Origin of the sequence: Streptomyces sp. NPDC058691, from assembly GCF_042714775.1 — a bacterium.
GTDB lineage: Bacteria > Actinomycetota > Actinomycetes > Streptomycetales > Streptomycetaceae > Actinacidiphila.
Window position 1 is genome coordinate 1 of sequence record NZ_JBHXSO010000079.1, and the last position, 26,449, is coordinate 26,449.

At 71.8% G+C, this 26,449-nt stretch carries 21 protein-coding genes and 2 pseudogenes; 10 read left to right on the forward strand and 13 right to left on the reverse strand.

The window, feature by feature from the left end; all coding sequences use genetic code 11:
* Positions 1–124: 124 nt before the first annotated feature.
* Complete coding sequence (locus tag ACFWVC_RS35105) at positions 125–1,741, reverse strand: SpoIIE family protein phosphatase (protein ID WP_384296972.1); 1,617 nt, start codon at positions 1,739–1,741, stop codon at positions 125–127.
* Between the two features lie 202 nt (positions 1,742–1,943).
* Between ACFWVC_RS35105 and ACFWVC_RS35110 the strand changes: the two genes are divergently transcribed.
* From ACFWVC_RS35110 to ACFWVC_RS35120, 3 genes are all read left to right on the forward strand, one after another.
* The gene (locus ACFWVC_RS35110) at positions 1,944–2,615 is read left to right on the forward strand and encodes a response regulator (RefSeq protein ID WP_384296974.1); all 672 of its coding nucleotides are present in this window, start codon (positions 1,944–1,946) and stop codon (positions 2,613–2,615) included.
* A 2-nt stretch (positions 2,616–2,617) separates the two neighbouring features.
* The gene (locus ACFWVC_RS35115) at positions 2,618–3,697 is read left to right on the forward strand and encodes a sensor histidine kinase (RefSeq protein WP_384296976.1); all 1,080 of its coding nucleotides are present in this window, start codon (positions 2,618–2,620) and stop codon (positions 3,695–3,697) included.
* Positions 3,698–3,821: 124 nt separating this feature from the next.
* Positions 3,822–5,711, forward strand: a complete 1,890-nt coding sequence (locus ACFWVC_RS35120; RefSeq protein WP_384297022.1) for an ABC transporter ATP-binding protein — start codon at positions 3,822–3,824, stop codon at positions 5,709–5,711.
* Positions 5,712–5,717: 6 nt separating this feature from the next.
* On the opposite strand, the gene ACFWVC_RS35125 is transcribed toward ACFWVC_RS35120, so the two are convergent.
* Positions 5,718–6,116: a hypothetical protein gene (locus tag ACFWVC_RS35125; RefSeq protein ID WP_384296978.1), complete on the reverse strand. Its 399-nt coding sequence runs from the start codon at positions 6,114–6,116 to the stop codon at positions 5,718–5,720.
* 221 nt (positions 6,117–6,337) lie between these two features.
* Between ACFWVC_RS35125 and ACFWVC_RS35130 the strand changes: the two genes are divergently transcribed.
* On the forward strand, positions 6,338–6,730 hold the full coding sequence (locus ACFWVC_RS35130; RefSeq protein ID WP_384296980.1) for a hypothetical protein: 393 nt from the start codon (positions 6,338–6,340) through the stop codon (positions 6,728–6,730).
* A gap of 65 nt (positions 6,731–6,795) precedes the next feature.
* Here the strand turns inward: ACFWVC_RS35130 and ACFWVC_RS35135 are convergent, their stop codons facing one another.
* Both ACFWVC_RS35135 and ACFWVC_RS35140 read right to left on the reverse strand, forming a co-directional pair.
* The gene (locus ACFWVC_RS35135) at positions 6,796–7,242 is read right to left on the reverse strand and encodes a VOC family protein (RefSeq protein WP_384297026.1); all 447 of its coding nucleotides are present in this window, start codon (positions 7,240–7,242) and stop codon (positions 6,796–6,798) included.
* 168 nt (positions 7,243–7,410) lie between these two features.
* Positions 7,411–7,830 carry a MarR family winged helix-turn-helix transcriptional regulator gene (locus tag ACFWVC_RS35140; RefSeq protein WP_384296983.1) on the reverse strand — a complete coding sequence of 140 codons (420 nt, stop codon included), beginning with the start codon at positions 7,828–7,830 and terminating at the stop codon, positions 7,411–7,413.
* A 178-nt stretch (positions 7,831–8,008) separates the two neighbouring features.
* Between ACFWVC_RS35140 and ACFWVC_RS35145 the strand changes: the two genes are divergently transcribed.
* On the forward strand, positions 8,009–8,893 hold the full coding sequence (locus ACFWVC_RS35145) for a metallophosphoesterase family protein (RefSeq protein ID WP_384296986.1): 885 nt from the start codon (positions 8,009–8,011) through the stop codon (positions 8,891–8,893).
* On the opposite strand, the gene ACFWVC_RS35150 is transcribed toward ACFWVC_RS35145, so the two are convergent.
* The 4 genes and pseudogenes from ACFWVC_RS35150 to ACFWVC_RS35165 form a co-directional block, all read right to left on the reverse strand.
* Positions 8,894–9,733 (reverse strand): endonuclease/exonuclease/phosphatase family protein, encoded by an 840-nt coding sequence (locus ACFWVC_RS35150; protein ID WP_384296989.1) that lies wholly within the window; start codon positions 9,731–9,733, stop codon positions 8,894–8,896. It lies immediately after the preceding gene.
* A gap of 159 nt (positions 9,734–9,892) precedes the next feature.
* Positions 9,893–10,672 (reverse strand): D-Ala-D-Ala carboxypeptidase family metallohydrolase, encoded by a 780-nt coding sequence (locus ACFWVC_RS35155; RefSeq protein ID WP_384296993.1) that lies wholly within the window; start codon positions 10,670–10,672, stop codon positions 9,893–9,895.
* A 37-nt stretch (positions 10,673–10,709) separates the two neighbouring features.
* Positions 10,710–11,093 carry a peptidoglycan-binding protein gene (locus tag ACFWVC_RS35160; protein ID WP_384297029.1) on the reverse strand — a complete coding sequence of 128 codons (384 nt, stop codon included), beginning with the start codon at positions 11,091–11,093 and terminating at the stop codon, positions 10,710–10,712.
* A 39-nt stretch (positions 11,094–11,132) separates the two neighbouring features.
* A pseudogene (locus ACFWVC_RS35165) lies at positions 11,133–12,017 on the reverse strand (lysozyme); the annotation flags it as partial.
* 229 nt (positions 12,018–12,246) lie between these two features.
* On the opposite strand from ACFWVC_RS35165, the gene ACFWVC_RS35170 reads away from it, so the two are divergent.
* Positions 12,247–13,356, forward strand: a complete 1,110-nt coding sequence (locus tag ACFWVC_RS35170; RefSeq protein ID WP_384296997.1) for a MerR family transcriptional regulator — start codon at positions 12,247–12,249, stop codon at positions 13,354–13,356.
* A gap of 65 nt (positions 13,357–13,421) precedes the next feature.
* Here ACFWVC_RS35170 and ACFWVC_RS35175 read toward each other — a convergent pair whose 3' ends face one another.
* Together ACFWVC_RS35175 and rox are read right to left on the reverse strand one after the other, a co-directional pair.
* Positions 13,422–14,669, reverse strand: coding sequence for a phosphodiester glycosidase family protein (locus ACFWVC_RS35175; RefSeq protein WP_384297000.1), 1,248 nt, complete (start codon positions 14,667–14,669; stop codon positions 13,422–13,424).
* A gap of 205 nt (positions 14,670–14,874) precedes the next feature.
* Positions 14,875–16,311 carry a rifampin monooxygenase gene (gene rox, locus ACFWVC_RS35180; protein WP_384297032.1) on the reverse strand — a complete coding sequence of 479 codons (1,437 nt, stop codon included), beginning with the start codon at positions 16,309–16,311 and terminating at the stop codon, positions 14,875–14,877.
* Between the two features lie 270 nt (positions 16,312–16,581).
* Between rox and ACFWVC_RS35185 the strand changes: the two genes are divergently transcribed.
* The 3 genes and pseudogenes from ACFWVC_RS35185 to ACFWVC_RS35195 all read left to right on the forward strand — a co-directional run bounded on the left by ACFWVC_RS35185 (position 16,582) and on the right by ACFWVC_RS35195 (position 19,600).
* The gene (locus ACFWVC_RS35185) at positions 16,582–17,118 is read left to right on the forward strand and encodes a GNAT family N-acetyltransferase (protein ID WP_384297003.1); all 537 of its coding nucleotides are present in this window, start codon (positions 16,582–16,584) and stop codon (positions 17,116–17,118) included.
* A 23-nt stretch (positions 17,119–17,141) separates the two neighbouring features.
* Positions 17,142–17,525, forward strand: a pseudogene (locus tag ACFWVC_RS35190) (DUF2809 domain-containing protein); the annotation flags it as partial.
* Between the two features lie 263 nt (positions 17,526–17,788).
* Entirely contained in the window at positions 17,789–19,600 is a 1,812-nt protein-coding gene (locus ACFWVC_RS35195) for an ABC transporter ATP-binding protein (protein ID WP_384297007.1), read from the forward strand.
* A gap of 97 nt (positions 19,601–19,697) precedes the next feature.
* On the opposite strand, the gene ACFWVC_RS35200 is transcribed toward ACFWVC_RS35195, so the two are convergent.
* From ACFWVC_RS35200 to ACFWVC_RS35210, 3 genes are all read right to left on the reverse strand, one after another.
* Entirely contained in the window at positions 19,698–21,191 is a 1,494-nt protein-coding gene (locus ACFWVC_RS35200; protein WP_384297010.1) for an FG-GAP-like repeat-containing protein, read from the reverse strand.
* A 96-nt stretch (positions 21,192–21,287) separates the two neighbouring features.
* On the reverse strand, positions 21,288–22,691 hold the full coding sequence (locus ACFWVC_RS35205) for a sensor histidine kinase (protein ID WP_384297013.1): 1,404 nt from the start codon (positions 22,689–22,691) through the stop codon (positions 21,288–21,290).
* Positions 22,688–23,374, reverse strand: coding sequence for a response regulator transcription factor (locus tag ACFWVC_RS35210; protein ID WP_384297016.1), 687 nt, complete (start codon positions 23,372–23,374; stop codon positions 22,688–22,690). Before ACFWVC_RS35210 ends, ACFWVC_RS35205 begins: the two co-directional genes overlap by 4 nt.
* Before the next feature lie 665 nt (positions 23,375–24,039).
* Here ACFWVC_RS35210 and ACFWVC_RS35215 point away from each other — a divergent pair.
* On the forward strand, positions 24,040–26,343 hold the full coding sequence (locus tag ACFWVC_RS35215) for an esterase-like activity of phytase family protein (protein WP_384297019.1): 2,304 nt from the start codon (positions 24,040–24,042) through the stop codon (positions 26,341–26,343).
* Positions 26,344–26,449 lie beyond the last annotated feature (106 nt).

A 26,449-nucleotide genomic window follows, 5' to 3' on the forward strand; every position in this document is an offset into this window, starting at 1 on the left:
CCCCGTGGCCGGCGGCCGCTTTGCCCACTCTGCCCTTACGCGGCGAGCCGCCCGGGTCCCCTGGGCGGGCGGGGGCGCCGGCTGCCACCCGCTCCGGGCGGTCGCCGACGGCCGGGGCGGGCCATCAGGCCGCCTCGGAGGTGATGTTCTGCTCCGCCCACACGGTCTTCCCCGTCGCCGTGTACCGGGTGCCCTGGGCCTCCGTGAGGTGGGCGACGATGGACAGTCCGCGGCCGTTCTGGTCGCTGAGGGTGGACGGGCGTGGATGGGGCGCGGCGCTGCAGACGTCGGAGACCTCGCAGATGAGGGCGGCACCGTCGCGGATGAGGCGCAGGTGGATCGGGCCGGTGGAGTAGCGCACGGCATTGGTGACCAGCTCGCTGACGATCAGCGTGGTGGTGAAGCACAACTGCGGCAGGCTCCAGCCGGTGAGCCGGCCCTCGGCCCAGGCCCGGGCGTCGGAGACGGCGGCGGGGTCGTTCGGGACCTCGCACGTCGCGACGTCCGCCGGGTCCAGGGTGCGGATGAGGGCCGCGAGCAGCACGGGCTCGGGACAGCCGCAGGCGGTGGCGGCCAGGGCGTCCGAGAGGGCGGTGTCGACCGCGTCCTCGGGGTCGTCGCCCGTCGGCGGCAGCATCCGGATCCCCGGAGGCGCGCCCGTCCCGCCGTCCGTGCCGCAGCTCAGAAGCAGGACGCTCCCCGTGGGTACGTCGAACTCCGCCACCGACTCCGCGGCCATGGGCGCCGAGTCGTCCGCACGTACCTCGTGGGGCGGAGGCCCGTCCGCGGGGAAGGCCGGTTCGGGTCCCAGGTCCGCGCCGGAGGCGGCCGTGCAGCGACGGGTGACGGGGTCGTAGACCGCCAGCAGGCAGTGCACGGGCGTCCGGGCCGTCCCCACGCGGCGGCCGAGCCGGCCGATGACCTCACCGGGGTCCATGTCCAGCAGCAACAAGGCTCGGATCGTCGCCCTGACCTGGCTCATCTCCGCCGCGGCGGTGACGCCGCCGCCCTCCGCCGTACCCGCGACCAGAGCCACCCGGGCGCTGGGCAGCGGGATGACGTCGATCCAGGACCCGGGCGCCGACGACTCCGGGACGTGCCCGCGCACCGCCTCGAGCGCGCTGACGGCCGGGGCGTCGGTCTCGTGCAGGGCCTCCTGGAGGATCCGCGCCGCGGCCTCGTGGACGAGCCGGCGCCGTTCGCCGTCCAGGAGCAGGGCGGCCCGGCGGGCCAGCCGGCCGGCCTCCCGCAGGTCGCACTGCGAGAAGGAGGGCGACCCCGCCGTGCGGTAGAAGGCCGCGAGGCCGAGGAGCACACCTTCCACGTCCAGGGGCATCACGAGCACGGAGTGCGTGTGGCTGCCGCGCATCAGCCGGGCGCGCACCGGGTCGCGCAGCAACCAGGCGGTCCGCGCGTGCAGGTTGAGGACCACGCGCGGGCGCAGGTCGACCAGCGACGCGCGATACGGGGTGCGCGGCGGCAGTTCACTGACCTCCCCGACCTCGTACGCGCGGGGCATCTCGTCGGGGCGGACCGCCCGGAAGGCCCCGCGCCGGAAGTCGAGCACCGTCGCGGGCAGCCCGGACATCGCCGCCCGTTCGCTCACCGTGGCGTCGGAGACCTCCACGGCGGCGAAGTCGGCCACGGAGGGCACGGCGGCGTCGGCGAGTTGCTGGGCGGCTTCGTACGACTGGGGTCGTTCCGGCGGAAGGGGCCGGGGCGGGTCGGTGACGCAGTACATGTCGGATGCCTCGCTGGGAGGGTGACGTCGGCCGGGAAGGGCCTTCGATCTCTTCCTTCGAGCCTGCCCAAGGCGCGGCGCGCCCGCATCCCGCCGGGACCGCAGACGTGATCCGCAATGACCCGCAGTCCTGACTGCGGGTGTCCCGCAAGCGTGGTCACGCGTGCTGCCCGTTCCGCGGAGCGGATCTACCGTTGCAGCTATGGAAGTCCCCCGCCGCCCCGACGGCAGGCACCCTTCCGCCGCGACCACGGTGGTGCTTGCCGACGACCACCTCGTGGTCCGGGCAGGAATGCGCCTGCTGATGGCCGCGGACCCGGCCTTCGACGTCATCGCGGAGACCGCGACCGTCCCGGAGACCCTCGACGCCGTGCGGCAGCACCACCCCCGCGTGCTGGTCCTGGACCTGACCATGTCGGGCCGGTCCAGCCTGCCGACCATCCCGGGTCTGCTGTCGGCCTCCCCCGGCACCCGGATCCTGGTCCTCACCATGCAGGAGGACCCGGCCTACGCCCGCGAGGCGCTGCGCACCGGAGCCGCCGGCTACCTGCTCAAGGAGGCCGCCGCAGAGGAGTTGCTCGCCGCCGTGCGCCAGGTCGCCGGCGGCGCCACTTACGTGCAGCCCTCCCTGGGGGCCCGGCTGGCCGTCGAGAACATCGGCGTCGCCGACCACGACGAGGAGCCGCTGACCGACCGGGAGACCGAGGTGCTCACCCTCCTCGCGCTCGGCCACACCAACCAGGAGATCGCCCGGCGCCTCTACGTCTCCGTGCGCACCGTGGAGACGCACCGCTCCCGGCTCCGCGACAAGCTCGGCAGGGACAGCCGTGCCGAACTGATCGCCGTCGCCCGGGAACGCGGACTGGTGGCCTGACCGTGACGGGGCAGGGACGGGCGACGCTGCGCCTGGGCTTCGAGGTCCTCGGCACCGCCTTGCTGGCGGCCGCCGTCCTCATGGAGGTCACCGACCGGTCGGTGCGCTGGGAGCTGGGCCTGTCACTCGCCGCGGCCGCGTCGTATCTGCTCATGATCCCGCTGTGCGCCGCGCGCCAGCGGATCTGGCTGCTGGTCGCCACCGCCGTCGCGCTGATGCTCACGGTCGCCGGGATGGTCAGGGTGGCGCAGCAGCCGCTGCTGAACCTCCTGCACGTGTTCCCCCTCCTCCTGGCGGCCTACGCGATCATCGCCAGCCGCGCCTCGGCGCGCCGGGAGGCGCGGCTGCGACGGGAACGCGTACGCGCCCGCCACGACGGCGAGGAGCGCGAGCGGCGCCGCTGGGCGCGCGAGCTGCACGACGACACCCTCCAGGAACTGGGCGCCGTGCAGGTCGTCCTCTCCTCCGCCGCCGCGGACGGGGGGCCCGCCGCCATGAGCAGTGCCATCGAGCAGGCGCGCGCGCTGGTCGGCAACCAGATCGTCTCCCTGCGGCACCTCATCGTGGACCTGCGCCCGGTGGTACTGGACGAACTCGGCCTCCAGCCGGCGCTGCAGGCGCTGTGCCGGCACACGTACGAGACCTTCGGGATCCGCACGGATCTGCGCGTCACGTCCCCCGGAAACGCGCTCGGCGGCCGGCTCACGCCCGAGACGCAGGCGCAGGTGTACCGGATCGTCCAGGAGGCGATCACCAACGCCGTCAAGCACGCCGAGCCGACGCGCATCGTCGTGACCGTCGAGGGCAACGACCGCACGGCCCAGCTGACCGTGACCGACAACGGCCACGGCATGGCCCCCGGCACCGCGGCCGGCCGGCCCGTCCCGCTGCGCGCCCCGGACCAATCGCCGCCGTACCAGGCGGGGATGGGCCTGTCGGCGATGCACGAGCGCGCCGATCTCATCGACGCCCACCTGACCCTGCGCAGCGCGCCGGGCGAGGGGACGACGGTCGCGGTGCGCGTCCCGCTGACCGCGCCGGAGGACTCCGCGGAGACGCAGGAGGACCGGACGGCGCGCTGACCGTAGGGGCACTGACCGCAGGCGCACTGACCGTCGGGGCCCGAAATCACGTGCCCTTCCGAGCCGCGCGCCGTGACCCGGTTGACCTCGACGGCGGTCGAGGTTCTACGGTCCCTCCATGAGCATGGAGACGACGGCCTGGACCCAGTTGCACAGCGTCATGAACGCCACACAGGAGCGCCGCCCCCTGGCCCGCGACACATTGCGGCGCGTCGCGGCGTTCGCACGCCCGCACCGCCGCCGGATCACGTGGTTCGTACTGCTCAGCGTCGTGACCGCGCTGCTCGCGGTGGCGACCCCGGTCCTCGCCGGACGCGTCGTGGACGCCATCGTCTCCGGCGACGAGTCCGGCCGGGTCACCACCCTGGCCGTGCTCATCGCCGTGATCGCGCTGGCCGAGGCCGCGCTCGGGCTGGTGAACCGCTGGCTGTCCGCGAACCTCGGCGAGGGCCTCATCCTCGATCTGCGCACCGCCGTGTTCGACCACGTCCAGCGCATGCCCGTCGCCTTCTTCACCCGTACCCGCACCGGCGCGCTGGTCAGCCGGCTCAACAACGACGTGATCGGCGCCCAGCGGGCCTTCAGCAACACCTTGTCCGGGGTCGTCGGCAACCTGGTCACGCTGCTGCTGACGCTCGGCGTCATGCTCGCGCTGTCCTGGCAGGTCACGCTGCTCGCCCTGGTGCTCCTGCCGGTGTTCGTCGTACCCGCGCGGCGCACCGGCACCCGCATGGCCCGCCTGCAGCGCGAGGCCGCCGCCCACAACGCCGCCATGGGCACGCAGATGACCGAGCGGTTCTCCGCCCCCGGCGCGACGCTGGTGAAGCTGTTCGGCCGGCCCGCCGACGAGTCCGCCCAGTTCGCCGAACGCGCCCGCCGTGTACGGGACATCGGGGTGCGCACCGCCATGGCGCAGTCGGCGTTCATCACCGCTCTCACCCTCGTCTCGGCCCTCGCGCTGGCGCTCGTCTACGGACTCGGCGGCCACTACGCGCTCACGGGCGCCCTCGAAGCCGGCTCCGTGGTCACGCTCGCCCTGCTCCTCACCCGCCTCTACGCGCCGCTGACGGCGCTGGCGGGCGCCCGCGTCGACGTCATGAGCGCCCTGGTCAGCTTCGAGCGGGTCTTCGAGGTCCTGGACCTGAAGCCGCTCATCGCCGACAAACCCGACGCCCGCGAGGTGCCGGACGGGCCGCTCGCCGTGGAGTTCGAGAACGTGCGCTTCGGCTACCCGTCCGCCGACAAGGTCTCGCTCGCCTCGCTGGAGGAGGTCGCGAGCCTGGACACCCGCACGGGCGGTGAGGTCCTGCGCGGCATCTCCTTCCGCGCCGAGGCGGGCCGCACGGTCGCGCTCGTGGGCTCGTCGGGGGCCGGGAAGTCGACCATCGCCCAGCTCCTGCCCCGTCTGTACGACGTGGACGAGGGCGCGGTCCGCGTCGGCGGCCTCGACGTCCGCGACCTGACCGCGGCGTCGCTCCGCGCCACGGTCGGCATGGTCACCCAGGACGGCCACCTCTTCCACGACACGATCCGCGCGAACCTCCTGCTGGCCAGGCCGGAGGCCGGCGAGGACGAGCTGTGGGAGGTCCTGCGCCGGGCCCGCCTCGCGGATCTCGTCGCCGAACTCCCGGACGGGCTCGACACCGTCGTGGGCGAGCGCGGCTACCGCCTCTCCGGCGGCGAGCGGCAGCGGGTGACCATCGCCCGGCTGCTCCTGGCGGGGCAGCGGGTCGTCATCCTCGACGAGGCCACGGCCCACCTCGACAACACCTCCGAGGCGGCGGTCCAGGAAGCCCTGGCCGAGGCCCTGGAGGACCGGACCGCCGTGGTCATCGCCCACCGTCTGTCCACCGTGCGGGCCGCCGACCTGATCCTCGTCGTCGAGGACGGCCGGATCGTCGAACGGGGCACGCACACCGAACTGATCGCCGCCGACGGCAGGTACGCGGAACTCCACCGCACGCAGTTCAGGACCGACGACAACCCGGACCCGGAACCGGCCGGCGTCGCCTGAGCCCGCTCATCCGGTCGGCCGGCCCGGCACCTCCGCACGGAAGAGGGCCAGAAGTGTCCGGGCCTGCGGGGCGTCCGCGTCGAAGAACTGCCTGGCCGGGGCGGGCGGCACCGCCGGCCCGTGCATGCGGACCTCGTGGCACGAGAAGCAGAACGCCGCCTCGAACAGCACCAGTTCGAGGGAGGTCTCGTACGCCCGGATGCTCCGGCCCGGCGAGAAGCCGCAGCGGTGCTGCCCGCTGCCGGGCAGTTTCCCGATCAGGGCCAGGGCGTCGGCGACCTCACTCCCGGCCCAGTGCGCCACCGTCGTGCCCGGATAGGGGGCGCCACGCTTGGCAGGCAGGGCGGAGATCCGCACGACCTCGATCAGCGCGGTGTCGGCGAGGGCCTCGGCGGAGAGCTGCATGCGCGCAGTCTGCCCGCCCGGCAACGGTCCGGGTTCGGGCAGCCCCCGCCGGGGTTCGGCGTCGGAGGGGGCCATGCACAATGAGGGGCCGCGGAGGGCCGAAGCCCGTGCGCGATCGATCCGCACCAGTAGAGAGCCCTGCCATGCGACGCACGATACGAACCGCCCGGGCAAGCGCGTCCGGCTCCGGCAAAAGACCGGTCCTGCGGAGCCTGCCGTTCTTGGCCACGGCGATCGCCGGCCTCGCCCTCACCGGGTGCGGCGGCACTTCCGACGCCGACCAGGGCCTGGAGGTGCGGCTGATCAACTACTCGGCGTGGGACGCGCGCGTCGAGCACTGTCCCGACTGTGGTTCCCACGGGCTGGTGGTCGCGGGCGACCCGGACGGTGGGGGCGCGTACCTCGGGTGGCACGAGAAGCGGCCCTGGCCGGTGACCTACCGAGTCGTCGTTCACGGCGTGGAGTCGTCGTGCCCCGTCATCACCCCGACGCCGACCGAGCCGGGCGCGGTAGGGGGCCGGGACATCATCTACGTGGTGGATCCCGGCGGGAAGTGCGTGGCCGGCCCACCCAGCTGGGACGGCCTGTTCGACTACACGCCCCCCGCGAGCTGAAACCCGCGGCCGCCTCTCCCGTCATCGCCGACGACAGGACGGGCGACGCGAAGCACGGGGTCCGGTCAGCGGCCGGGGAGGCGGGTGGTCACTTCCTGGAGCACCCACTCGTTGCCGTCCGGGTCGCTGAACGACGCGAAGGAGCCGTAGCTCGCGCGCTCGGGGTGCGGACCGGTGATCCGGTCCTTCTCCCCGGCGTGGTGGAAGACGCCGCCCGCGTCGTGGAAGACCTCGCTCACCTCGACGCCGCGGCCGACGAGCTCGGTCCGCGCCTGCTCGACGTCGGTGACGACGATGTGCAGGCCCTGAGCCGAGCCCGGGGCCGCGGTGGTCACGTCGTCGCCGAAGAGGACGGAGCACTGCGATCCGGGCGGCGTCAGGTGCACGACCCGGAAGCCCTTGTCGTCGGCGTAGTCGACGTCCAGCCGGAAGCCCATGCCCTCCTCGTAGAAGCGCTTGGCGGCGTCGACGTCGGAGACGGGCAGAACGATCACTTCGAGCTTCAGGTCCATCGTCGTCATCACTCTTCCTGTGCGGTATCGAGAGTCACCTGTCGGACAGGTGACGAGCTTGGCTCATCTCTGCATCACCTGTCAAGGCGGTGACGCACGGATGGGGCGGAGGAGGATGCGAGGCAGGCGGCTGCGAAGCGGCTCCCTAACAGGAATCCGCCCGGGAGGTCAGCGCTGGTGCGCCGGGTCGATGGCGACCTTCCGCAGCGCGGCCGTGAGGGAAGTGAGGTCGTGGCCGTCGAAGTGGTCGACGAGGTGCTGTCGCACGGTGGCCAGGAACGCCGGCCAGGCCTGCTCCAGACGGGCGAGCCCGCCATCGGTCAGCACGGCGTTCCACCCGCGCCCGTCGTCGTCGCACTTGACCCGCTGGACCCAGCCCTGCTTCTCCAGCCGGATGACGACACGGGTCATGCCGCTGAGGGAGAGGTTGCAGGCGTCCGCGAGTTCGCTCATCCGCAACCGCGTCTCGGGGGCCTCGGACAGATGCATCAAGGGCGTGTACTCGGAGAGCGGCAGCCCAGCCTCGCGGACGAGGTCGTTGTCGACCACGCGGGGCAGCACCAGCATCACCCGGCTCAGCTCACGCACGAACGCCTCCTCACTCACGGTGAGGGGCTGAAGCGGCTGCGGTGACTGCTCTCGGGACGGCACCCCTTCAGCTTAACTTCTTGACGCGTCAAGAGCACACCTCGCCATTGCGCGGCGCGGCCTGAAAGCGATCCCGGGCCGATGACGCCGCGTCAGCGGCTCTGTACCGTGGCTCGGCATGCGGATCCTTCACCTGTCCGACATCCACATCGGCCCCGACGACGCGCCGAACGCCCGTGGCATCAACGCCAGGGAGTCGCTGGCCAGGATGCTCACCGACCTGGAAGCGGTACCCGGCATCGGCGCCGTCGTCGTCAGCGGGGACGTCGCCGACGACGGCTCGCCGGAGGCGTACGCGGCAGCGCGTGACATGGTGCGGGAGTTCGCCCTGCGAAAGGGGGCCCCGGTCGTGTTCTGCACCGGCAACCACGACGAGCGCGGCGCCTTCGCCAAGGTCCTGGGCAGCGGCCATATCGGCATCGACGGAGGCGACTCGGCCGTGGCCGTCATCGACTCCCCGGAGGGCGAGCGGGCCGCGGCGAGCGTGGTCGACGGCCACCGCCTGGTCACGCTCGACTCACTCGTCCCCGGCAAGGTCTACGGCCGGGTCGGCGGCCGCCAGCTCGGCTGGCTCCGCGAGGTGCTGGCCACGCCCGCGCCCCACGGAACCGTGCTGGTGCTCCACCACCCGCCGGTCACCCTCGACGTCGAGGTCCAGAAGACCCTGGGGCTGCAGGACGCGGCCGGGCTGGCGGACGCCGTGCGCGGCACGGATGTGCGGCTCATCCTCTGCGGGCACTTCCACCTCCAGCTCCTCGGCCACCTCGCGGCCGTTCCGGTGTGGGTGACCGCGGGGGTCCTCAGCCGTATCGACCTGACGGCCCCGCCGGAGACCGAGCGGGCCGTTCGCGGGGCCTCGGCGACCCTCGTCGACCTCGGTGGTCCGTACGCCCCGATGTTCCACGTGCTCCACGCACGCGATCCACGGGCCGGCGAGACGGTGTACGAGCTCGACCGCGACCAGCTCCGCTCGGTCATCGACCGGCTGGGGCCCGGCGCCTGATCAGGGGGTGACGAGGACCTTGCTGACCAGCGGCAGGTGGTCCGACGCCGTCTCGTCCACGTGCACGACGTGCGTGAGGAGCGGCTTCACCTTGTCGGTGGTGTAGATGTCGTCGATCCGCTCGGTCGGGGCCTCCGCGGGGTAGGTCGCCCCGTCGCCGCGCGGGTGCAGGGACTTGGCCCAGGCGTCGGTGTAGGTGCTCTGCAGCGGCTGGGACTCCGGCGCGGTCGGGACGGCGTTGAAGTCGCCCACGAGGATGGCCGGCTCGGTGTCGCCGATCTTGTCGACGATCTGCGGGGTCTGCTGCAGCCGGTCGGTCTGCGAACTCGCCGCCAGGTGGGTGCAGTAGAAGTGCACGGTCTTGCCGTGGACGTCGAGGGTGGCGTGCAGCAGGCCGCGCTGCTCCTGGCCGGGCGACTTGTAGAGCCAGGTGTTGTCCGACTCCGTGATCGCGTAACGGGACAGGATCGCGGTGCCGTACTGGATCCTGTGGTCGCTGCCGGCCGGGGGCGCGTTGTCGATGTTGGCGCCGAACACCACGTGGTAGCCGAGCAGCGCGGCCAGATCGGCGGCCTGGTCGGCCCAGTTGCTGCGCCCGGAGTAGTGGTTGTCGACCTCCTGCAGCCCGACCACGTCGGCGCCGCTCTTGCGGACGACGTCCGCAATGCGCTGGACGTCGAGCACGTCGTCGGTGCCCTGTGCGTGGTGGATGTTGAACGTCATCACGTCCAGCACACGGGGCCCTCTGGCCTCGGTGGCCGAGGCCTGGGCGATCCCGGTGGTGGTGACGGTGGCGAGCGAGACGACGACCGCGAGTGCGGACAGGGTCCTGCGCAGCATGGGGGGATCCTCCTGGGGTGGGGACGGGGTCAGGAACGATCACGATCGTCATCTTCTCCCCTGGCGGACTTGTGACCGCGAAGTGAACAGTCCTCCGACTCCCCGTGGAGAACCTGCAGGTCATCCACGGGGAGCGTCCCCACCGCCGGGCGGGGCGGATCAGACGGTGCCGCTCTCCCACCACCAGGAGCCGGAGCCGTAGGAGGGGTACTGGAGGCGGCTGTCCACGTGCTGCCAGGAGTGCGTGTAGGCCTCCAGGCCGGAGAATCCGCAGGTTTCGGCGATCCTGTACGTCTGGAGGGTGGAGTGCCCGGACACCACGATGTCCGCGGCGACCCCGTAGACGTGCATGCTGTTGGAGGCGCCGCCCACGGAGGCGTTGTGGGCGACGCTGCGGAAGCCGGAGTTGACGGTGATCGCGCTGTTGCCGGCCTTCTTGCGCACCGCCTCCAGCTTGTACATCAGCCGGCGCACGTTCTCCTTCACCTGGGTGGCGCCGACCTTGCCGCCGCCGAATCCCGTGCCGTCGTTGGAGTGGAACTCGGTCCATTCGAAGTGCGCGGTCGAACCGTCCGCGCTCTCCAGGCTGTTGAGCACACTCTGGGTCTGCGGACCGGCGACGCCGTCCGCGGAGAGGCCGTAGGCGGACTGGAAGCGCTTGACGGCGGCGGCCGTGCCCGGGCCGAAGTCGCCGTCCCAGGCGACGTAGGTCTGACTGGCGCCGGCGGCGGCCCAGCCGCCGACGCGGATCTGCAGCTCGGTGACGTCGGCGCCGGTCGCGCCCTGCTGAAGGGTGCGCGACCACCCGTACGCCGCGGCGCGGGACGCGGATCCCAGGTTGATGACCGCCGCCATGCCGACCGCGGCCGTCAGGCCTGCCGCGCCGCGGAGCAGGGTGCGCCGGTCCAGGCCGCGGCCTGCGTCTTCTCCGGTGTTCATGACCGTTGTCTCCTCGGTTCGGGGGGAAGTGAGCACGTCAGGCGACCAGTGCCTGCCAGGTGTTGGATCCGACGATGCCGTCCACGGCGAGACCGTGCGCCGACTGGAACCCACGCACCGCACTGTCCGTGCCGGGCCCGAAGTCACCGTCCACGGCGAGCGCGGCCCCGTGCGCCTTGAGCTGGCTCTGCACCGCCTTGACCGCGGCGCCGCTGGAGCCCTGCCGGACGGTGACGATCAGCGCCTGCCAGGTGCCGGGCCCGACGATGCCGTCCACGGCGAGACCGTGCGCCGACTGGAACGCACGCACCGCACTGTCGGTCCCGGGCCCGAAGTCACCGTCCACGGCGAGCGCGGCCCCCTGTGCGGTGAGCAGGTACTGCACGGTCCTGACGCGTTCGCCGGTCGCGCCCTGCCGCACGGTGGGCCAGCCGGCGGTCGGCGGCGGGGTGTAGCCGCCGCCCCGGGCGAAGGACTGGAGTTCGGCGAGGCTGCCGTTGAAGGTGTCCTGGTCGCCGGGGAAGACGCCGGAGTCGGCGTACTGCCAGATCGTCTGGGCGGACCAGCCGGCGGGCAGCGTGCCCGGGGCGCTGGAGTAGCGCGCGATCCACAGGGGGTTGGTGGCGCCGAAGCCGCTGTTGTTGCCGGTGCAGGTGGTCCACCAGTCGGTGGTGGTGTAGATCGTCGGATAGCGCCCGGTCTTGGCGTGGACCTCGTTGCTGAAGGCCCGGATCCAGGAGACCATCGCGCTCTGGCTCAGGCCGTAGCAGCTGCTCCCGTACGGGTTGTACTCGATGTCCAGCGCGGGCGGCAGGGTCCTGCCGTCGGCGGACCAGCCGCCGCCGTGACTGGTGAACCAGTCGGCCTGCGCGACACCGCTGGAGTTGTTCGGGAGCGCGAAGTGGTAGGCGCCGCGGATCAGCCCGGCGTTGTAGGCGCCGTTGTACTGCTGGGAGTAGTCGGGGCTCGTGTAGGTCGTCCCCTCGGTGGCCTTCACGTAGGCGAAGGCGGCACCGTTGCGCTTGCCGGCCGCCCAGTCCACCGCGCCCTGGTGGGAACTCACGTCGAGGCCGGCGGGACCGGTGCTCGGGGCCGCGGCGAGCGCCGCGGTGTTCCGTCCCGCCGGGCCGAGGCGCCGCAGCCCGGAGCCGGCGTGATCGTCCTCCGGATGCGTCACGGGCGTCGGGGCGATGCGGCCGGCCGGGGCGGCCTGCGCGGCGGCGACGCCGGGGAGGGAGAGCAGCGCGGGCAGCGAGAGCAGCACGGACAGCAGCACCGCTGCCGCGGCACGTGTCCGGCGGGGGCCGGCACCGGGTCTGGGCTCGGAAGTGATGGCTGCGGGCATGTGTCCTTCCAAGGGTCGGGTCCGACAGGCCTGATTTATCGCGTTCATGACAACACACACGTCACTACGCGGGTAGACTCGGCCGGTGAATTTGCTGTGAATGGCCACCGACGTGAGGCGACCCGCCCCGCCGGCTCCGCCTGCCCGAGGCCGCTCGTGTGCGCGTCGCCCGGCCGGGCTTGACCCTCGACTTGGTGCAGGGCGCAGAGTCCCGGGTGTGGAGAGCGAGATGCGCGGTATCGGTGAGATGGCCCGGGACAGTGGACTGGGTGTGAGCGCCCTGCGGTTCTACGACCGTGCCGGGGTGCTGGTCCCGGCCTGGGTGGATCCGGTGAGCGGCTACCGCTGGTACGACGCCGGGCAGTTGGAGGAGGCCCGGCTGCTGGCCCGGCTGCGCAGGACCGGCATGCCGCTGGCGGACATCCGGCTGGTGCTGGCCGGCTGGTCCGGGCAGGACACCGACCTGGTGCGGCAGTTGCTCACATCGCATCTGCGCCGTCTGGAACGGACGCTGTCCGATGCCCGCGCCGAGTTCTCCGCGGTCCGAGCCCTTCTCGAACACAGGGAGAATCCCATGACGTCGTACGGCACCGCCGCCGCCACCGCCCGGCTGACCGTCTCCGCACCCGAGCTGGCCGCGGCACTGGACGCGGTCCGCTTCGCCGCCGGCACCGACCCGGAACTGCCCATGCTCGGCGGCGTCCTGTTCGACATCGAGGGTGAGACGCTCCACGTCGTCGCCACCGACCGGTACCGGATGGCGGTCGCGCAAACCGCCGCCACCGGGCACGGCGGCCCCCGCGCACAGGTCATCGTGCCGTCCCCGCTCGCCGACGCGATGCGGGCGCTGCTGAATGACGGCGATTCCGCCCTGCTCACCGTGGACGGCGACCGCGTGGCCCTGGAGGCCGGGGACCGCCAGGCGGTCGGCCGGCGCCTCGACCACGACTTCCCCGACTACCGCCGCCTCGTCCGTGTGCCGGCGGGGCGGCGCGCCATCGTCGATGTCGCGGCGTTCCGGGCGGCGGTGGAAGCCGGCCCCGTGCGCGCCGGTGAGGTGCGCGATCAGGACGGCGTTCCCTTCGACATCGTCGTGCTCAACGTGACGGACGACGGCACGGTGGGTGTCTGCGAAGACGGCGATGAGGGCGACGGCGACGCGGGCAACGAGGCGGGCAACGTCGCCGTCAATCGCGACTTCCTGCTGCACGCCCTGGCCGCGGGAGCCCGGGACCGGCTGATTCTGGAGTTCGGCGCCCCCACCGCTCCGCTGGCGATCCGCAGGACCGACACCGAGGACGCCTTCTCGCTCCTGATGCCCGTCCGTCTGGAGGACTGACCGACGCGAATGCCGATGCCGGCAACGGCCCGGGCGGCGCCGTCAACGCCGCCCGGGCCGACCGGTCAGGCGCGGGAGAAGAGCCCGATGCCCTCGGGGACCGGGCGCTCGGCGCCACCGGTCGGGTGGTTGCGCACGACGGGCTTACCGGTCACCTCGTCGCGGGTCACCAGGGTGGAGGAGCCGCCGCCGTCCAGGTTGACACCGTTGTCAGCGCCCACGTTCTGGAAGACACCCGCGAGTTCGGCGACGGTCAGGCCCGCGCCGCTCTCCGCGGTGCCGTCCAGCACCAGCAGGTACAGCAGCCGGCCGCCGTCACCGAAGGCCGCACCGGTGCGGGTCGCCACGGCCTTGTTGTCCAGGCCCGCGATCGGCTTGCCGTCGCGCAGCACCGGGTTGCCGCCGACCGCGAACTTCAGGCGGTTGCCCCCGGCGGAGTCCAGGTCCTCGGAGACCCGGATGTGCTCGCCGATCTCCAGCGAGCGCAGCTCCGCCGCGCCGGCCTCGCGGCCGACCAGGACCACGGAGTCCGCGTCGATGGCGCCGGCCCCGATCGTGGACGAGCCGGACACCACGCGGTTGTTGCGCACGGTCACCTCGTAGACGTCCGTGCTGCACGCGGCGGCCCGCACGGTGTCGGTGCCGCAGGTGGCGCGCTTGCGCGAGACGTCGCCCCACTGGGAGGTGAAGGCGCCGACCCCGCCGACGGGGATCGCGTACTGGTTGAACCCGTCGAGACCGAGCTCCTTGTCCCGGTGCCCCTTGATGGAGCCGTCGAGGGTCAGCGAGTCCAGGTGGGCCACGTTCTTGTAGTCGACGCCGATGACGTCGCGGGTGGACGTGCCGGGCGACAGGCCCGGCCCGAAGCGCTGGCCGTTCGGCACGGCGGACTTGAGCGCCACACCGTTGTCGATGGCCGGGCCCACCGCGGAATTCGTGGCCGCCACGCCGGGGTGCTGCGTCTCGTCGATGTTGAAGAAGTCGGCGTTGATGCCGGCGACCGCACCCTGTGCCGAGACCAGTTGGGAGAGCTTCGTGCGGGCGGAGACCTTGCCGGGGGTCAGCATCCCGACCGCGACGTGGCTGTCGCTCAGGTCGGCGGTGATCAGGTGGCCGGTGACCTTGCCGTGCGAGGCGGTCACGGAGAAGGCCTGGTAGGTGATGCCCGGCGCGACGGTCACGTCCTCCGCCAGCCGGACGCGCTCGACGGCGTCCGCCTGGGTGATACCGGCGCCCAGGACCATCACGCTCATGGTGATCGTCGCCGCAACGGACGCGGCCGCCGTACGGGCCCGCCCTGTCATTCTGGTCATGTATGTCCCGTCATATGTTCATGCATGGCGCACGAATATCCGCCGGAGCCATGAGAAGGGGCCCGGAGGAATAGCCGGTGGCAGTTCGCTGACGGGGCGGCGAATCTTGGTGGACCGCCGGAGAGGCCGGAAGGGCGGGACACGGCACCGGAACGCGCCGGCCGCGGGCAGGTCCCGCCCCCTCTCCCCCGTCGGCACCGCGTGCTCAGGCGGCGGCGCCGAACCACCGGGGCAGCCGGTCGAGCAGCTCCCGCTGGTCCTCACCGGCCCAGGCCACATGGCCGTCCGGCCGCAGCAGCACCGCGGGCACGTCCAGTTCCTCGCCGGGGTCGACGACATCGACGACGTGGTCGACGCGGTCCGCCCAGCCCGCCACCGAGAGCCGGCCGCCGGTCTGGTCGAGCAGCAGTCCGCGGCCGCCGTGCATCAGCGCGTAGAGGCGCCCCTGCTTGAGCCGCACGTCCCGCAGCCGCTGGCCGAGCAGTTCGTGGCCCTCGCCGAAGTCGTAACGGACCCCGATCGCGGTGATCTTCTCGATCAGATACCGGTTCACGTCCTCGAAGTCCATCAGTTCCGACAGCAGCCGGCGCACCGAACGGGGGCCCGGCTCGGTGGACATCAGCTCCATCTGCGCGCGGGTGTTCTCCAGCACGTCGGCGGCCACCGGGTGCCGTTCGGTGTGATAGCTGTCCAACAGCCCTTGTGGCGCCCAGCCGTTGACCTCGCCGGCCAGTTTCCAGCCGAGGTTGAACGCGTCCTGGATGCCGAGGTTGAGGCCCTGTCCACCGGTCGGCGGGTGGATGTGCGCCGCGTCGCCGGCCAGCAGCACCCGGCCGGTCCGGTAGCGCTCGGCCTGCCGGGTGGCGTCGCCGAAACGGGACAGCCGACGCGGTGAGTGCACGCCGAAGTCGGTCCCGGCGAACACCCGCAGCTGCCGCTTGACCTCCTCCAGGGTCGGCGGGACCGAGCGGTCGCCCGCGACGCCCTCCGCGGGCACGACCACGCGATACACCCCGCCCCCGAAGGGCCCGAGGCCGAACCGCTTCTGCGTCTTGCGGACTTCGGCCACCACGGCGGCCACCTCCTCCGGGGACGCGGTCACCTCCATCTCCCCCAGCAGCGTCTCGACCCGGCTGGGCTCGCCGGGGAAGCCGACGCCGAGCAGCTTGCGCACCCTGCTGCGGCCGCCGTCGCAGCCGACGAGCCAGCGCGAGCGCAGCCGTGTGCCGTCGGCCAGTTCGGCGGTCACCCCGTCCTCGTCCTGGCTCAGCCCAGTCAGTTCGCGGCCACGGCGGATCTCGGCGCCGAGTTCGGCGGCGCGCTCGGCCAGCAGGCGATCGGTGGTGGGCTGCGGGATGCCGAGGACGTAGGGGTGAGCGGTGTCCAGTCGGCCGGGCCAGGGTTTGTCCATGCCGGCGAAGAAGCCGCCGCCCACGACCTGCTTCCCGAGCGCGAGGAACCGTTCCAGCAGACCGCGCTGTGCCATCACCTCGATGCTGCGCACATGCAGGCCGAGCGCGCGGACGAATCCGGCCGGCTCCGCCTCCTTCTCCAGCACAAGCGTGGCGACGCCGTGCAGCCGCAGTTCCGCGGCCAGCATCAGGCCGGTCGGTCCGCCGCCGACGACGAGCACGTCGGTCACGTCGGTCACGTCGGTCAAGAAATCCCCCAAGAGCGCACACACTTCATGAATCCCTGATTTCGGCAGGTTCTGCCGCCGGTCGGCGATTCTGCGGCACGACCCGGGTCTTGCCGCAAGGCCCCCCGTGCGCTATACGTTGAGAGCGGCAAGGGGCGCGTGACTCCTTGCCTTTCCTTTTGTCCTCGCCGTGTGCCGTCCGCTGGCGTACAGGCGAACAGGCAAAGGGGAATGCGCTTGATCGGCCGCTTCCCCTCGTATAGCAATGCTCCCGTGATGCATGGCGAGAAGATCGGGCTGCGCGCCCCTCAGGAGAGCGACGTCCACGTTCTCCATTCGGAGTTGTACGACAATGTGGCCGTGCGGTCGCGCACCGACCCCCGCCCGTGGCGGCCCATTCCACCGGGCTCAGGACAGTCGCCCTTCGCGGTGCGGGATCCGTCCGACGAGGCAGCCGCATTCTCCGTGGTGGAACTGGAGTCGCGGGAACTGGTGGGCACGGCCGGGCTCTGGGGCATCGACACGCACAACAGGTCGGCTCACATCGGCATTTCCTTGCGTCCCGCGTTCCGCGGCCGCGGGTTCGGCACCGATGTCGTGCACACGCTGTGCGCGTACGGATTCACGGTACGCGGGCTGCAGCGCCTCCAGATAGAGACCCTCGCGGACAACGCTCCGATGATCGCGGCCGCGACCAGTGCCGGGTTCGTGCGCGAGGGGACACTGCGGCGCGCCGCCTGGGTGTGCGGCGCCTTCGCGGACGAGGCCGTTCTCGGCCTCCTTGCGGACGATTGGACGCCGCGGACGTGAACAGCCCTCGTGCCGGTGGCCTGATGGGGACGGGTCCGATGGGGGCCGGCCCGGTGGGGACCGGTCCGGTGGGCACCCGGCTGGCGGCGGCCGGAGCCGCGGTCGTGATCGTCGGTGCGGGGCTGGGGCTCAGGGCGGTGGCGACGGGAAGCGTGGCCAAGTACGGCGGGGACGCGCTGTACACCCTCCTGCTCCTCGCCCTCGTCGTTCTGGTGGCCCCACGGGTCTCGCCCCTCGTGGCCGCGGGAAGCGCGCTGGCCCTCAGCTGGGCGGTCGAGTTCCTCCAGCTCAGCGACGTACCGGCGGAGCTCTCCGAGCGCAGCACCGTTGCCCGCCTCGTGCTCGGCTCCACCTTCAACCCACCCGACCTCTTCTGGTACGCGTTCGGCGCGGCCGCGGGCTGGGTCACCCACATGGCGGTGGGTGCCCTGCTGTCACGCCGGCCTGCGGCCGGTGGCCGACAGCCGGGCCGTGCGGCAAATGCGCCATTCGGGAAAATTCCTTGGACGCCGGGTCTTCCGTCGCGGGACACTCCGGTACCCCGCCTCCGTCGAGGCGCTCACTCGAATCGGACCGAGGCTCCGCCGCACGACAACACGGGGTTGTGATGGGACTGTCTGAGGCACACGCACAGACACAGAAACAGGGAGGTTCACCGGGCAAGGGCCCGGTGGTCCTCGCGCTTCGCTACTACGGACGGGAACTGTCCCGGCTGCGGCGCTGGACGGTGCCCGCGATGCTGCTGCCGGCTCTGGGCAACATCGGCATCAACTACCTCGCGCCGCTGATCGTCGCCAAGCTCGTCGGCCGCATCGCCGGCGGCGCGGACGTCGGCTTCGCCAGGGTCCTGCCCTACGTCCTCGGCTTCGCCGGCGTCCTGCTGCTCGCGGAGGCCCTGTGGCGGCTCGGCCTGCACTGCCTGAACCGTCTCGACGCCCTCGGCATCGAGCATCTGTACGTCGTCGGCATGGACGAGTTGTTCGCCAAGGACGCGGCGTTCTTCCACGACAACTTCGCCGGATCGCTGACCAAACGGGTCCTGAGTTTCGCCTCCCGGTTCGAGGAGGTCATCGACACGGCCACGTTCCAGATCGTCGGCACCTTCGTACCGCTGGCGTTCGGCTCGATCGTGCTGTGGCGCTACGAACCGCTGCTCGTCGTCGGCCTGCTGGCGATGATCGCGCTGACGGCACTGTGCGTGGCTCCGCTCATCCGGCGCCGTCAGGCGCTCGTCAGGCAGCGCGAGGCGGCGATCGCCCGGGTGTCGGGCCACGTCGCGGACAGCCTGACCAACATGGACACGGTCCGGGCGTTCGCCGCGGAGGAGCGGGAGGCCGCCGAGCACCGGACCCGCGTCGCGGAGTCGCGGCGGCTCACCCTGCGGTCGTGGGACTACGGCAATCTGCGGATCGACACACTCGTCGCTCCGCTGTCCGTGCTGACCAACGCGCTGGGCCTGCTGCTCGCGATCACGATCGGCGGCAGCGCCCACACGGGCGGGCACGGCGTGGAGGCGGTCGTGGTCGCCTTCACGTACTACAGCAACGCCACCCGGATCATGTTCGAGTTCAACCAGATCTACCGACGTCTGGAGAGCTCGATGACGGAGGCGGCGCAGTTCACCGAACTGCTGATGACCCCGGCTACCGTGCTCGACCCGGTACAGCCGGAACCGCTGCGGACCCGGTCACACCGGTCCGCCGAGGTCCGCTTCGAGCAGGTGAACTTCACCCACGCCGGCGCGGAGCCGCTCTTCGAGGGCCTCGACCTGGCGGTGCCCAGCGGCGAGAAGATCGGCCTCGTCGGACGGTCCGGCGGGGGCAAGAGCACGCTGACGCGGCTGCTGCTGCGGATGAAGGACATCGACTCCGGCCGCATCCTCGTCGGGGGCCAGGACATCAGCAGCCTGCGCCAGGCCGACCTGCGCAGTCTGATCGCCTACGTGCCGCAGGACCCCGCGATGTTCCACCGCACGCTGCGGGACAACATCGCGTTCGCCCGGCCGGAGGCCACCGAGGCCGAGATCCGGCGCGCGGCCGAGGCGGCGCACGTCACGGAGTTCGCCGACGCGCTCCCAGAGGGCTTCGACACCATGGTCGGCGAGCGCGGGGTCAAACTCTCCGGCGGGCAGCGCCAGCGGGTCGCCCTGGCCCGGGCGATCCTGCGCGACGCGCCGATCCTGCTGCTCGACGAGGCGACCAGTGCCCTGGACTCCGAGAGCGAGGTGCTCGTCCAGGAGGCGCTGTGGCGGCTCATGGAGGGGCGCACCGCGCTCGTGGTGGCGCACCGCCTGAGCACGGTCGCCACCATGGACCGGCTCGTCGTCCTCGACCGGGGGCGCATCGTCGAGCAGGGCACCCACCAGAACCTGCTGGCCTCGGACGGCGCCTACGCGAAGCTGTGGCAGCACCAGTCGGGCGGCTTCCTCGACGACACCCCGGACGAGCGGGAACGGATCGACAAGGACACCAATCTGGTGTGACGGCTCCCCTGAGGCCGCGGGCCGCCGCCGAAGGGCGGGGACCGAGTCCCCGCCCTGGCGGGCGCCCGCCTCGCGCGGTCGCGTTGGGGCGCGGCCGCTACGGGGCAAGGCTCCCGCCGAAGCGGGCGTCCGGGGACGGCGCGTGGATGGTGGCGCCGTTGAAGGACCACGAGCCGCTGGTGGTGAGTCCGCTGCCGGTTCCGGAGAAGACCCAGGCACCGCCGTCGTTCGTGTCCTCGCCGGGCGCGCCGACGACCAGGCCTGCCTTGCCGTTGCGGTCGGCGTCGATGAGCCGCAGGGCGCTGCCGAAGGCGTCGGCCTTCTCCGGGGTGCCGGGGACCTTCCATGAGTCCTGGCCGAGGGTGTGGATGTTCTTGACGGTCAGTCCGGCGGCCGATCCCCGGAACACCCAGACGGTGCCCGCGTCGGTGGCCTTGCCGATGTCGTTCCCGGGGGCGCCGATCGCGGCGTCCGCGTAGCCGTCGCCGTTGATGTCACCGACGGCGATGGCGCCGCCGAAGCTGTCGCCCTTCGTCTCGGCGCCGGGGACGCCGGGGGAACTCTGGTTCCAGACCTGGTGTCCGGACCCCTGGCCTCCCGGACCGTCGGCGCCGCCGAGGTGGACATCGACGCTGCCGCCGTCGACCAGGCATTCGCACCAGTAGTCGTAGTCGGCGGGCGAGCCCAGTACGAGGTCGGCGTAGCCGTCCTTGTTGAGGTCACCGGAAGTGCCGGTCGCGCCGCCGGTGAGCTGGCGGCCGTACGCAAGGCCCGAGCTGCCGCCGGGCAGGTACAGGGCCGAACCGTGCTTCTCGTAGAGGTACAGGCCGCCCTCGTATGCGAATTGTGTGCCGAGCACGACCAGGTCGTCGGCGCCGTCCTTGTTGTAGTCGCCGGAGGTGAGGCCCGCGGGCACGTAGTCGGACCACCACTCCGAGGGGGAGGCCACGGCGGCCACCCGCGGGCCCCTGAGGGCGGGCGAGTACTCGATGCCGTAGGTCCACACGCCGTCCCGGGTCAGGACCGCGAGCCGGGTGCCGGCGCCGGTGAACCGGCCGGTGGCCAGGCCCGTGGCGAAGCCGCCCTTGGTTTTCGGGGTGTCGTCCCGGAGCGAGAGGCTGTCGGGGCCGTGCAGCCCGCCCTTGGATCCGAACAGCACGGTCGCCGCCCCCGCATCGACGGCGGAGCCGATGTCCTTGCCGGGAATGCCGACGACGAGGTCGGCAAAGCCGTCGCCGTCCAGGTCGCCGGAGGCGGTGGACTGGCCGAAGTGGTCGGCGGTCTGCGCGAGACCTGTGATGCCCGGGGTGCTCAGGCTGAACGTCGCCCGCCGGGAGGCGGAAACACCCTTGGCCGAGCCGTACAGGACGGCGACGTAGCCCGCGCCCTTCTTGGCGCTGACGGTGCCGCCGGGAGCGGAGACGACGAGATCGGGGTAGCCGTCGCCGTTGAAGTCGTCGTGGGCCACGGCCGCCGGGGCGGCAGTGGCGGGGCTCGTCACCGCGGTGATCGTCGCGCCGATCGTCAGCAGCACGGTCGCTGCGGCCGTGGCGGAAAGGCGGCTTCTGGTGATGGGTCGCTGACTGTGCATGTCGTGGCTCCTGAGCTCGTGTCATGGGCCGGGCACGAATTCGCGGGGGTCACGGCAGGGGGCGCCCTCCCTCGCCGTCGCGTGTTGGACGAGGGATCAAGCCCAAGGGTTGTGCCGGGTAAGGGAGTTACCGCCTTCGACGCGTTGCCGGGCGGCCGGTGGGCGCCCTCCTCCGCCGCCCGGGCTCCCCGGCCTCGCCGCCGACTGCTGCGCTGCGGATTGGCGAGGTGCCATTGCGGGGGCGTAGGCGGGCAGTCGGAGAGTGAAGTGCGCGCCTTTGGCGGTGGGAACGAGGGCCAGCGTGCCGTGGTGGGTGGTGGCGATGCGGTACGCGATGGCAAGGCCGAGACCAGCGCCGCCGGAATCGCGGGCGCGAGCGTCGTCCAAGCGGGTGAAGCGTTCGAAGATGCGCCGGCGGTGCTCCGGTGGAATGCCGGGACCGTCGTCGAGAACTTCGAGGACGACTTCATGGTGTCCGGTGTCGTAGGTCAGGCGAACGGAGATGACGGCGGTCGCGTGGCGTTCGGCGTTGTCGAGGAGGTTTCCCAGGACCCGGGCCAACAGGGCGCGATGACCACGGATGGTGAGCGGGCCGGGATCGATCTGCGTGATGAGTGCGAGATGGAAAGGGAGGCGCCGGCGGGCGGTCTCCTCACGGACCAGGTCGGTCATGTCGGTCTGTCGGCCGCCTTCTGCGGCGGCGTCGGCATCGAGGCGGGCAAGAAGCAGCAGGTCGTCGGTGAGGTCCTGCAGACGTATGGCGTCTCCGAGGGCATCGGCGACGACCTGGGGCCAGTCGGCGGTGTCGGGACGGTTGTAGGCGAGTTCGAGTTCGGTGCGCAGACAGGCAAGAGGGGTGCGCAGTTCGTGGGAGGCGTCGGCGGTGAACTGGCGCTGCCGATCCACCGCGGTCTGGAGGCGGTCCAAGGTGGTGTTCATCGTCGCGGCCAAGAGGGCGATCTCGTTCCCGACAGGAGGCACCACTACTCTCCGGTCGAGGTGGTGGGCACTGAGCTCGGCGAAATCGGCCCGGATGGCCTCGACCGGGCGAAGAATGCGACCGGCGGACGTCCATGTCACGGCGGACATCAGGAAACTGGTCAAGACCACGCCGCCGGCCAGCGACCACACAACGGTGTTCAGGCGCGCCTGCGCCCCCTGCAAGTGCTGAAGCACCGCCGACTGCGCCACCTCGTCCGCGTGCCCGCCGAGTACCGGGTGCCTGCTGGCAGGGTCGGTCCACGGCCAAAGGGACAGCTCCCACCCGGACCGGACCACTGCCTGGTAGTCGTAGGACGGTCCGGCACCCGGCTCCAGATACGACCCCTGCATCAACCCGGGTGGCTCCTGGAGCAGGGAGCTCCGGAATCCAGCCGCACCAGCGGCGGCCCCGACGGCGAGCGGGGCGAAGGCCACCGCGGCGGTGAGCAGCGTGAGCCGCATGCGCATGGTGGCGGGGCGCAGCCGGCGAAGCGGCGAAAGCCGTCCGGTCCGTTTCATGGCCGGGTGCCTCCCGCGGCGTCCAGGAAGTAGCCTGCGCCACGTATGGTGCGAATGGTGCGTCGGCCGAAGGGAGTGTCGAGTTTGCGGCGCAGGGCGCTGATGTAGACCTCGACGATGTTGACGTCGCCGTCGAATCGATCGTCCCAGACGTGCTCGAGGACCTCGGTTTTGGAGACCGTTTCCCCGCTCCGCCGGCCCAGGTACTCCAGGACGGCGAATTCGCGGGCGGTCAGGGCCACCGGCGTAGTGCCGCGGCGGCAGCGGCGGGCAGCCGGATCGATCTCCAGGTCACCGATTCGCATGACAGCAGGACGTTCGGGACGCCCACGTCGGATGAGGGCGCGCAGGCGGGCGGCGAGTGCCACAAAGGAGAACGGTTTGGTGACGTAGTCGTCGGCGCCGGTGTCCAGGCCCTCGGCCTGATCGAGTTCGCCGTCCTTGGCGGTGAGCATCAGCACCGGAGTCCAGCACCCGGCCTCGCGGAGGCGGGCGCACAGCCCGTAGCCGTTCAATCCCGGCAGCATCACGTCCAGCACGATGGCGTCGTAGTCGTTCTCCAACGCCGACTCCAGTCCTTGCGGCCCGTCGTGAGCGTTGTCGACCGCGTACCCCTCACCGACCAGTCCGCGGCGCAGCAGTTCTGCCAGCCGCCGGTCGTCCTCGACCACCAGTATTCGCATGCCGCCAAGCATGACCTCCCGGCGCTGAAGGGAGCCTGAAGACACTTCAGGAAGCTTCAGCTTCCCCACAGGCTTGTCGTGGCACAGTCATTCAAAGCCCGCAACGCCCGGGGGACGAAGCGGGCCCAGCGGGGGCTCCAGAGGGCAGGCGACGGGGGTGTGCCGTCCTCGGGAGCTCCCGCTTGCGCCCCACTGCCACGGCATGGAACGCCGGCCCCCTGCGGCCGCCCGTTCGGACAGGAGGGGGCCGGGCACCGCGGACCACCGAGGCACTTGCGTCAGGTCCGCCGCGCGTCCGCCGGTTCCGCGAGCTGCCCGAACGTGGCGATCCGCGAGTGGTGTGCGGCGTGTGGCAGTTCACGCCCTTCCGGCAAGGCGGTCAGACGCTCGCCGGAAAGGCTGCCGAGTCAACTCTCCAGGGCAGTGCGCTCATTCACGCATCTGGGTGTAGGGCAGCACCACCGCCGCCCGGCCTGGGCTCGACGAGGAGTGGCGGCACGGGCGCACGACTCACGTCCCGCACTGGACGCCATTGCGTGAACAGGCATGTGCGGACAGGTAGTTGACATTGCGACAACACTGCCGATCTTTGCCAGCTGTTTACCTGCTGATTGCCCACAGCTGTGAGCATCTGCGTTCTCTGCCCGCTGTGTTACGGAGATGCGATGCCACCGAAGAGAACCCACGCCGTGCTCGCGACGATGGCCGTCGCGGCCGGCACACTGGCCTCCGCGGGCCAGGCGGACGCGCACCAGAAGCCGCACCAGCCGCCGGCCTTCAGCCGCACCGCGACCTACCCGGTGTTCCAGAACCGTCCGGCCGGGGAGGACCCGGCCACGGCGACGGTCGCCGAGATCTCGGCGGTCAGCGAGGACGGCCGGACCCTGGTCTACACCGACGCGCTGGCCAAGCGGATCGGCTTCCTGGACATCAGCAGGCCCGACAGCCCGCGGGGGCTCGGCACGCTGTCGCTGGCCGAGCTCGGCAACACCGAGGACGAGCCGACCTCCGTGGCGGTGGTCGGCCAGTACGTCCTGGTCGTCGTGAACACCAGCGCCGACCACGCCCACCCCTCCGGCCGCCTCGACGTCATATCGCTGCGCGACCGCAAGCGGGTGAGCAGCTTCGACTTGGGCGGCCAGCCGGACTCCATCACGATCACCAAGGACAAGCGGTACGCGGCGATCGCGATCGAGAACGAGCGCGACGAGGAGGCGACCCCGCCCGGCGGTGAGGAGGGCGACCTGCCGCAGGCCCCGGCCGGTTTCGTGCAGATCGTCGACCTCAAGGGCAGCTCGCCGCAGCACTGGCGCACCCGGGCGGTCCCGCTGACGGGGGCCGACGGCAGCGCGCTGCCCGTGCTGGCCGGCGCCGGGATCGCGGAGCCCACGGACCCGGAGCCGGAGTACGTCACCGTCAACAGCCGTAACCAGCTCGCGGTGACCCTCCAGGAGAACAACGGCATCGTCCTGATCGACCTGTCGACGGGCCGCATCACCAAGGCCTTCAGCGCCGGCACGGCCACCGCCGGTGGCATCGACACCGTCAAGGACGGCGTGATCGACCAGAGCGGCTCGATCACCGACGTGCGGCGCGAGCCCGACGCGATCAACTGGATCGACGACCGCTACCTGGCGACTGCCAACGAGGGCGACTGGAAGGGCGGCAGCCGCGGCTGGTCGATCTTCGACAGCCGCACCGGCAAGGTCGCCTGGGACGCGGGCAACACCTTCGAGCGGATCGCCGTCCGTTACGGCCTGCACAACGAGGACCGCGCGGGCAAGAAGGGCACCGAGCCGGAGGGTGTGGTCGTCGCCACCTTCCACGGTGTGCGCTACGCCTTCGTGGGCTCCGAGCGCAGCAACTTCGTCGCCGTCTACGACCTGAGCCGGCCGACGGCCCCGGTCTTCCGCCAGGTGCTGCCCGCCACCAACGGTCCCGAGGGGCTGCTGCCGATCCCCTCGCGCGACCTGCTCGCGGTCTCCAGCGAGGAGGACGACGCCTCGGTCAACGTCCGTGCCTCGGTGAGCCTGTTCGAGCTGGGCAAGGACACCCCGTCGTTCCCGAGCCTCGTGTCCGCCTCGGACGCCGCCGGCGCACCGATCGGCTGGGGCGCGCTCGGCGCGCTGTCCGCCGTGCCCGGCCGGTCGCACGAGCTGTACACGGTCACCGACGCGGCGTACTCCGTCACCAGGATCCTGACCATCGACACCTCGCGCCGCCCGGCGGTCATCACGCGGGCGCTCACCGTCAAGGACGCCGACGGCAAGCCGGTCGGCTACGACGCCGAGGGCATCCACGCCCGGCCGCAGGGCGGTTTCTGGCTCGCCGTGGAGGGCGCGACCGGCGACGGCAACAAGCTGGTGCGCCTCGACCGCGACGGGGTGACCCGGCAGGTCGTCACGCTGCCGGCGGACGTCGCCGCGGGCCTGGCGAAGCAGGGCTTCGAGGGCGTCACCGCCACCACCGACCGCCACGGCCGCGAGGTCGTCTGGGCCACCCTGCAGCGCGAGGTCAAGGGCGACCCGGCGGGCGTCGTCCGGCTCGGCCGGTACGACGTCGAGGCCGGGACCTGGAGCTGGTTCGGCTACCGGATCGGCACCACGACCACCCCCGGTGACTGGATCGGCCTCTCCGAGATCACCGTGGTCGGCGACAAGCTCGCCCTCATCGAGCGCGACAAGCTGAACGGCCCGGCCGCCGTGAACAAGCGGATCTACACGGTCGACCTGCCCAAGTCCGCCGCGCCGGCCGGTGCGTTGCAGGTGCTGCCCAAGAAGCTCGCCCATGACGTGCTGCCCGACCTGCGCGCGACGAAGGGCTGGACGCAGGAGAAGCTCGAGGGCCTGACCGTGGGCGGCGACGGCGAGGTCTACGCCGTGACCGACAACGACGGCCTGGCCGACGCCACCGGTGAGACGGTCTTCCTGCGCCTCGGCTCGAGCAAGGGGATCTTCGGGCGCCGCTGACCTGTCACACCACGTACGCGAACGGGCGCCGGGCAATGCCCGGGGGCCGGTCGCCGGCGGGAGCGTGGTTACGCGACAGGGCACGCCCGGGCCAGGGACTTTTTAA

Coding starts and splice junctions, on each gene's coding strand:
- ACFWVC_RS35105 (WP_384296972.1), bottom strand. CDS start 1,741: ATGTACTGCGTCACCGACCCGCCCCGGCCCCTTCCGCCGGAACGACCC.
- ACFWVC_RS35110 (WP_384296974.1), top strand. CDS start 1,944: ATGGAAGTCCCCCGCCGCCCCGACGGCAGGCACCCTTCCGCCGCGACC.
- ACFWVC_RS35120 (WP_384297022.1), top strand. CDS start 3,822: ATGGAGACGACGGCCTGGACCCAGTTGCACAGCGTCATGAACGCCACA.
- ACFWVC_RS35125 (WP_384296978.1), bottom strand. CDS start 6,116: ATGCAGCTCTCCGCCGAGGCCCTCGCCGACACCGCGCTGATCGAGGTC.
- ACFWVC_RS35135 (WP_384297026.1), bottom strand. CDS start 7,242: ATGGACCTGAAGCTCGAAGTGATCGTTCTGCCCGTCTCCGACGTCGAC.
- ACFWVC_RS35145 (WP_384296986.1), top strand. CDS start 8,009: ATGCGGATCCTTCACCTGTCCGACATCCACATCGGCCCCGACGACGCG.
- ACFWVC_RS35150 (WP_384296989.1), bottom strand. CDS start 9,733: ATGCTGCGCAGGACCCTGTCCGCACTCGCGGTCGTCGTCTCGCTCGCC.
- ACFWVC_RS35155 (WP_384296993.1), bottom strand. CDS start 10,672: ATGAACACCGGAGAAGACGCAGGCCGCGGCCTGGACCGGCGCACCCTG.
- ACFWVC_RS35170 (WP_384296997.1), top strand. CDS start 12,247: ATGCGCGGTATCGGTGAGATGGCCCGGGACAGTGGACTGGGTGTGAGC.
- ACFWVC_RS35175 (WP_384297000.1), bottom strand. CDS start 14,669: ATGACCAGAATGACAGGGCGGGCCCGTACGGCGGCCGCGTCCGTTGCG.
- ACFWVC_RS35200 (WP_384297010.1), bottom strand. CDS start 21,191: ATGCACAGTCAGCGACCCATCACCAGAAGCCGCCTTTCCGCCACGGCC.
- ACFWVC_RS35205 (WP_384297013.1), bottom strand. CDS start 22,691: ATGAAACGGACCGGACGGCTTTCGCCGCTTCGCCGGCTGCGCCCCGCC.
- ACFWVC_RS35210 (WP_384297016.1), bottom strand. CDS start 23,374: ATGCGAATACTGGTGGTCGAGGACGACCGGCGGCTGGCAGAACTGCTG.
- ACFWVC_RS35215 (WP_384297019.1), top strand. CDS start 24,040: ATGCCACCGAAGAGAACCCACGCCGTGCTCGCGACGATGGCCGTCGCG.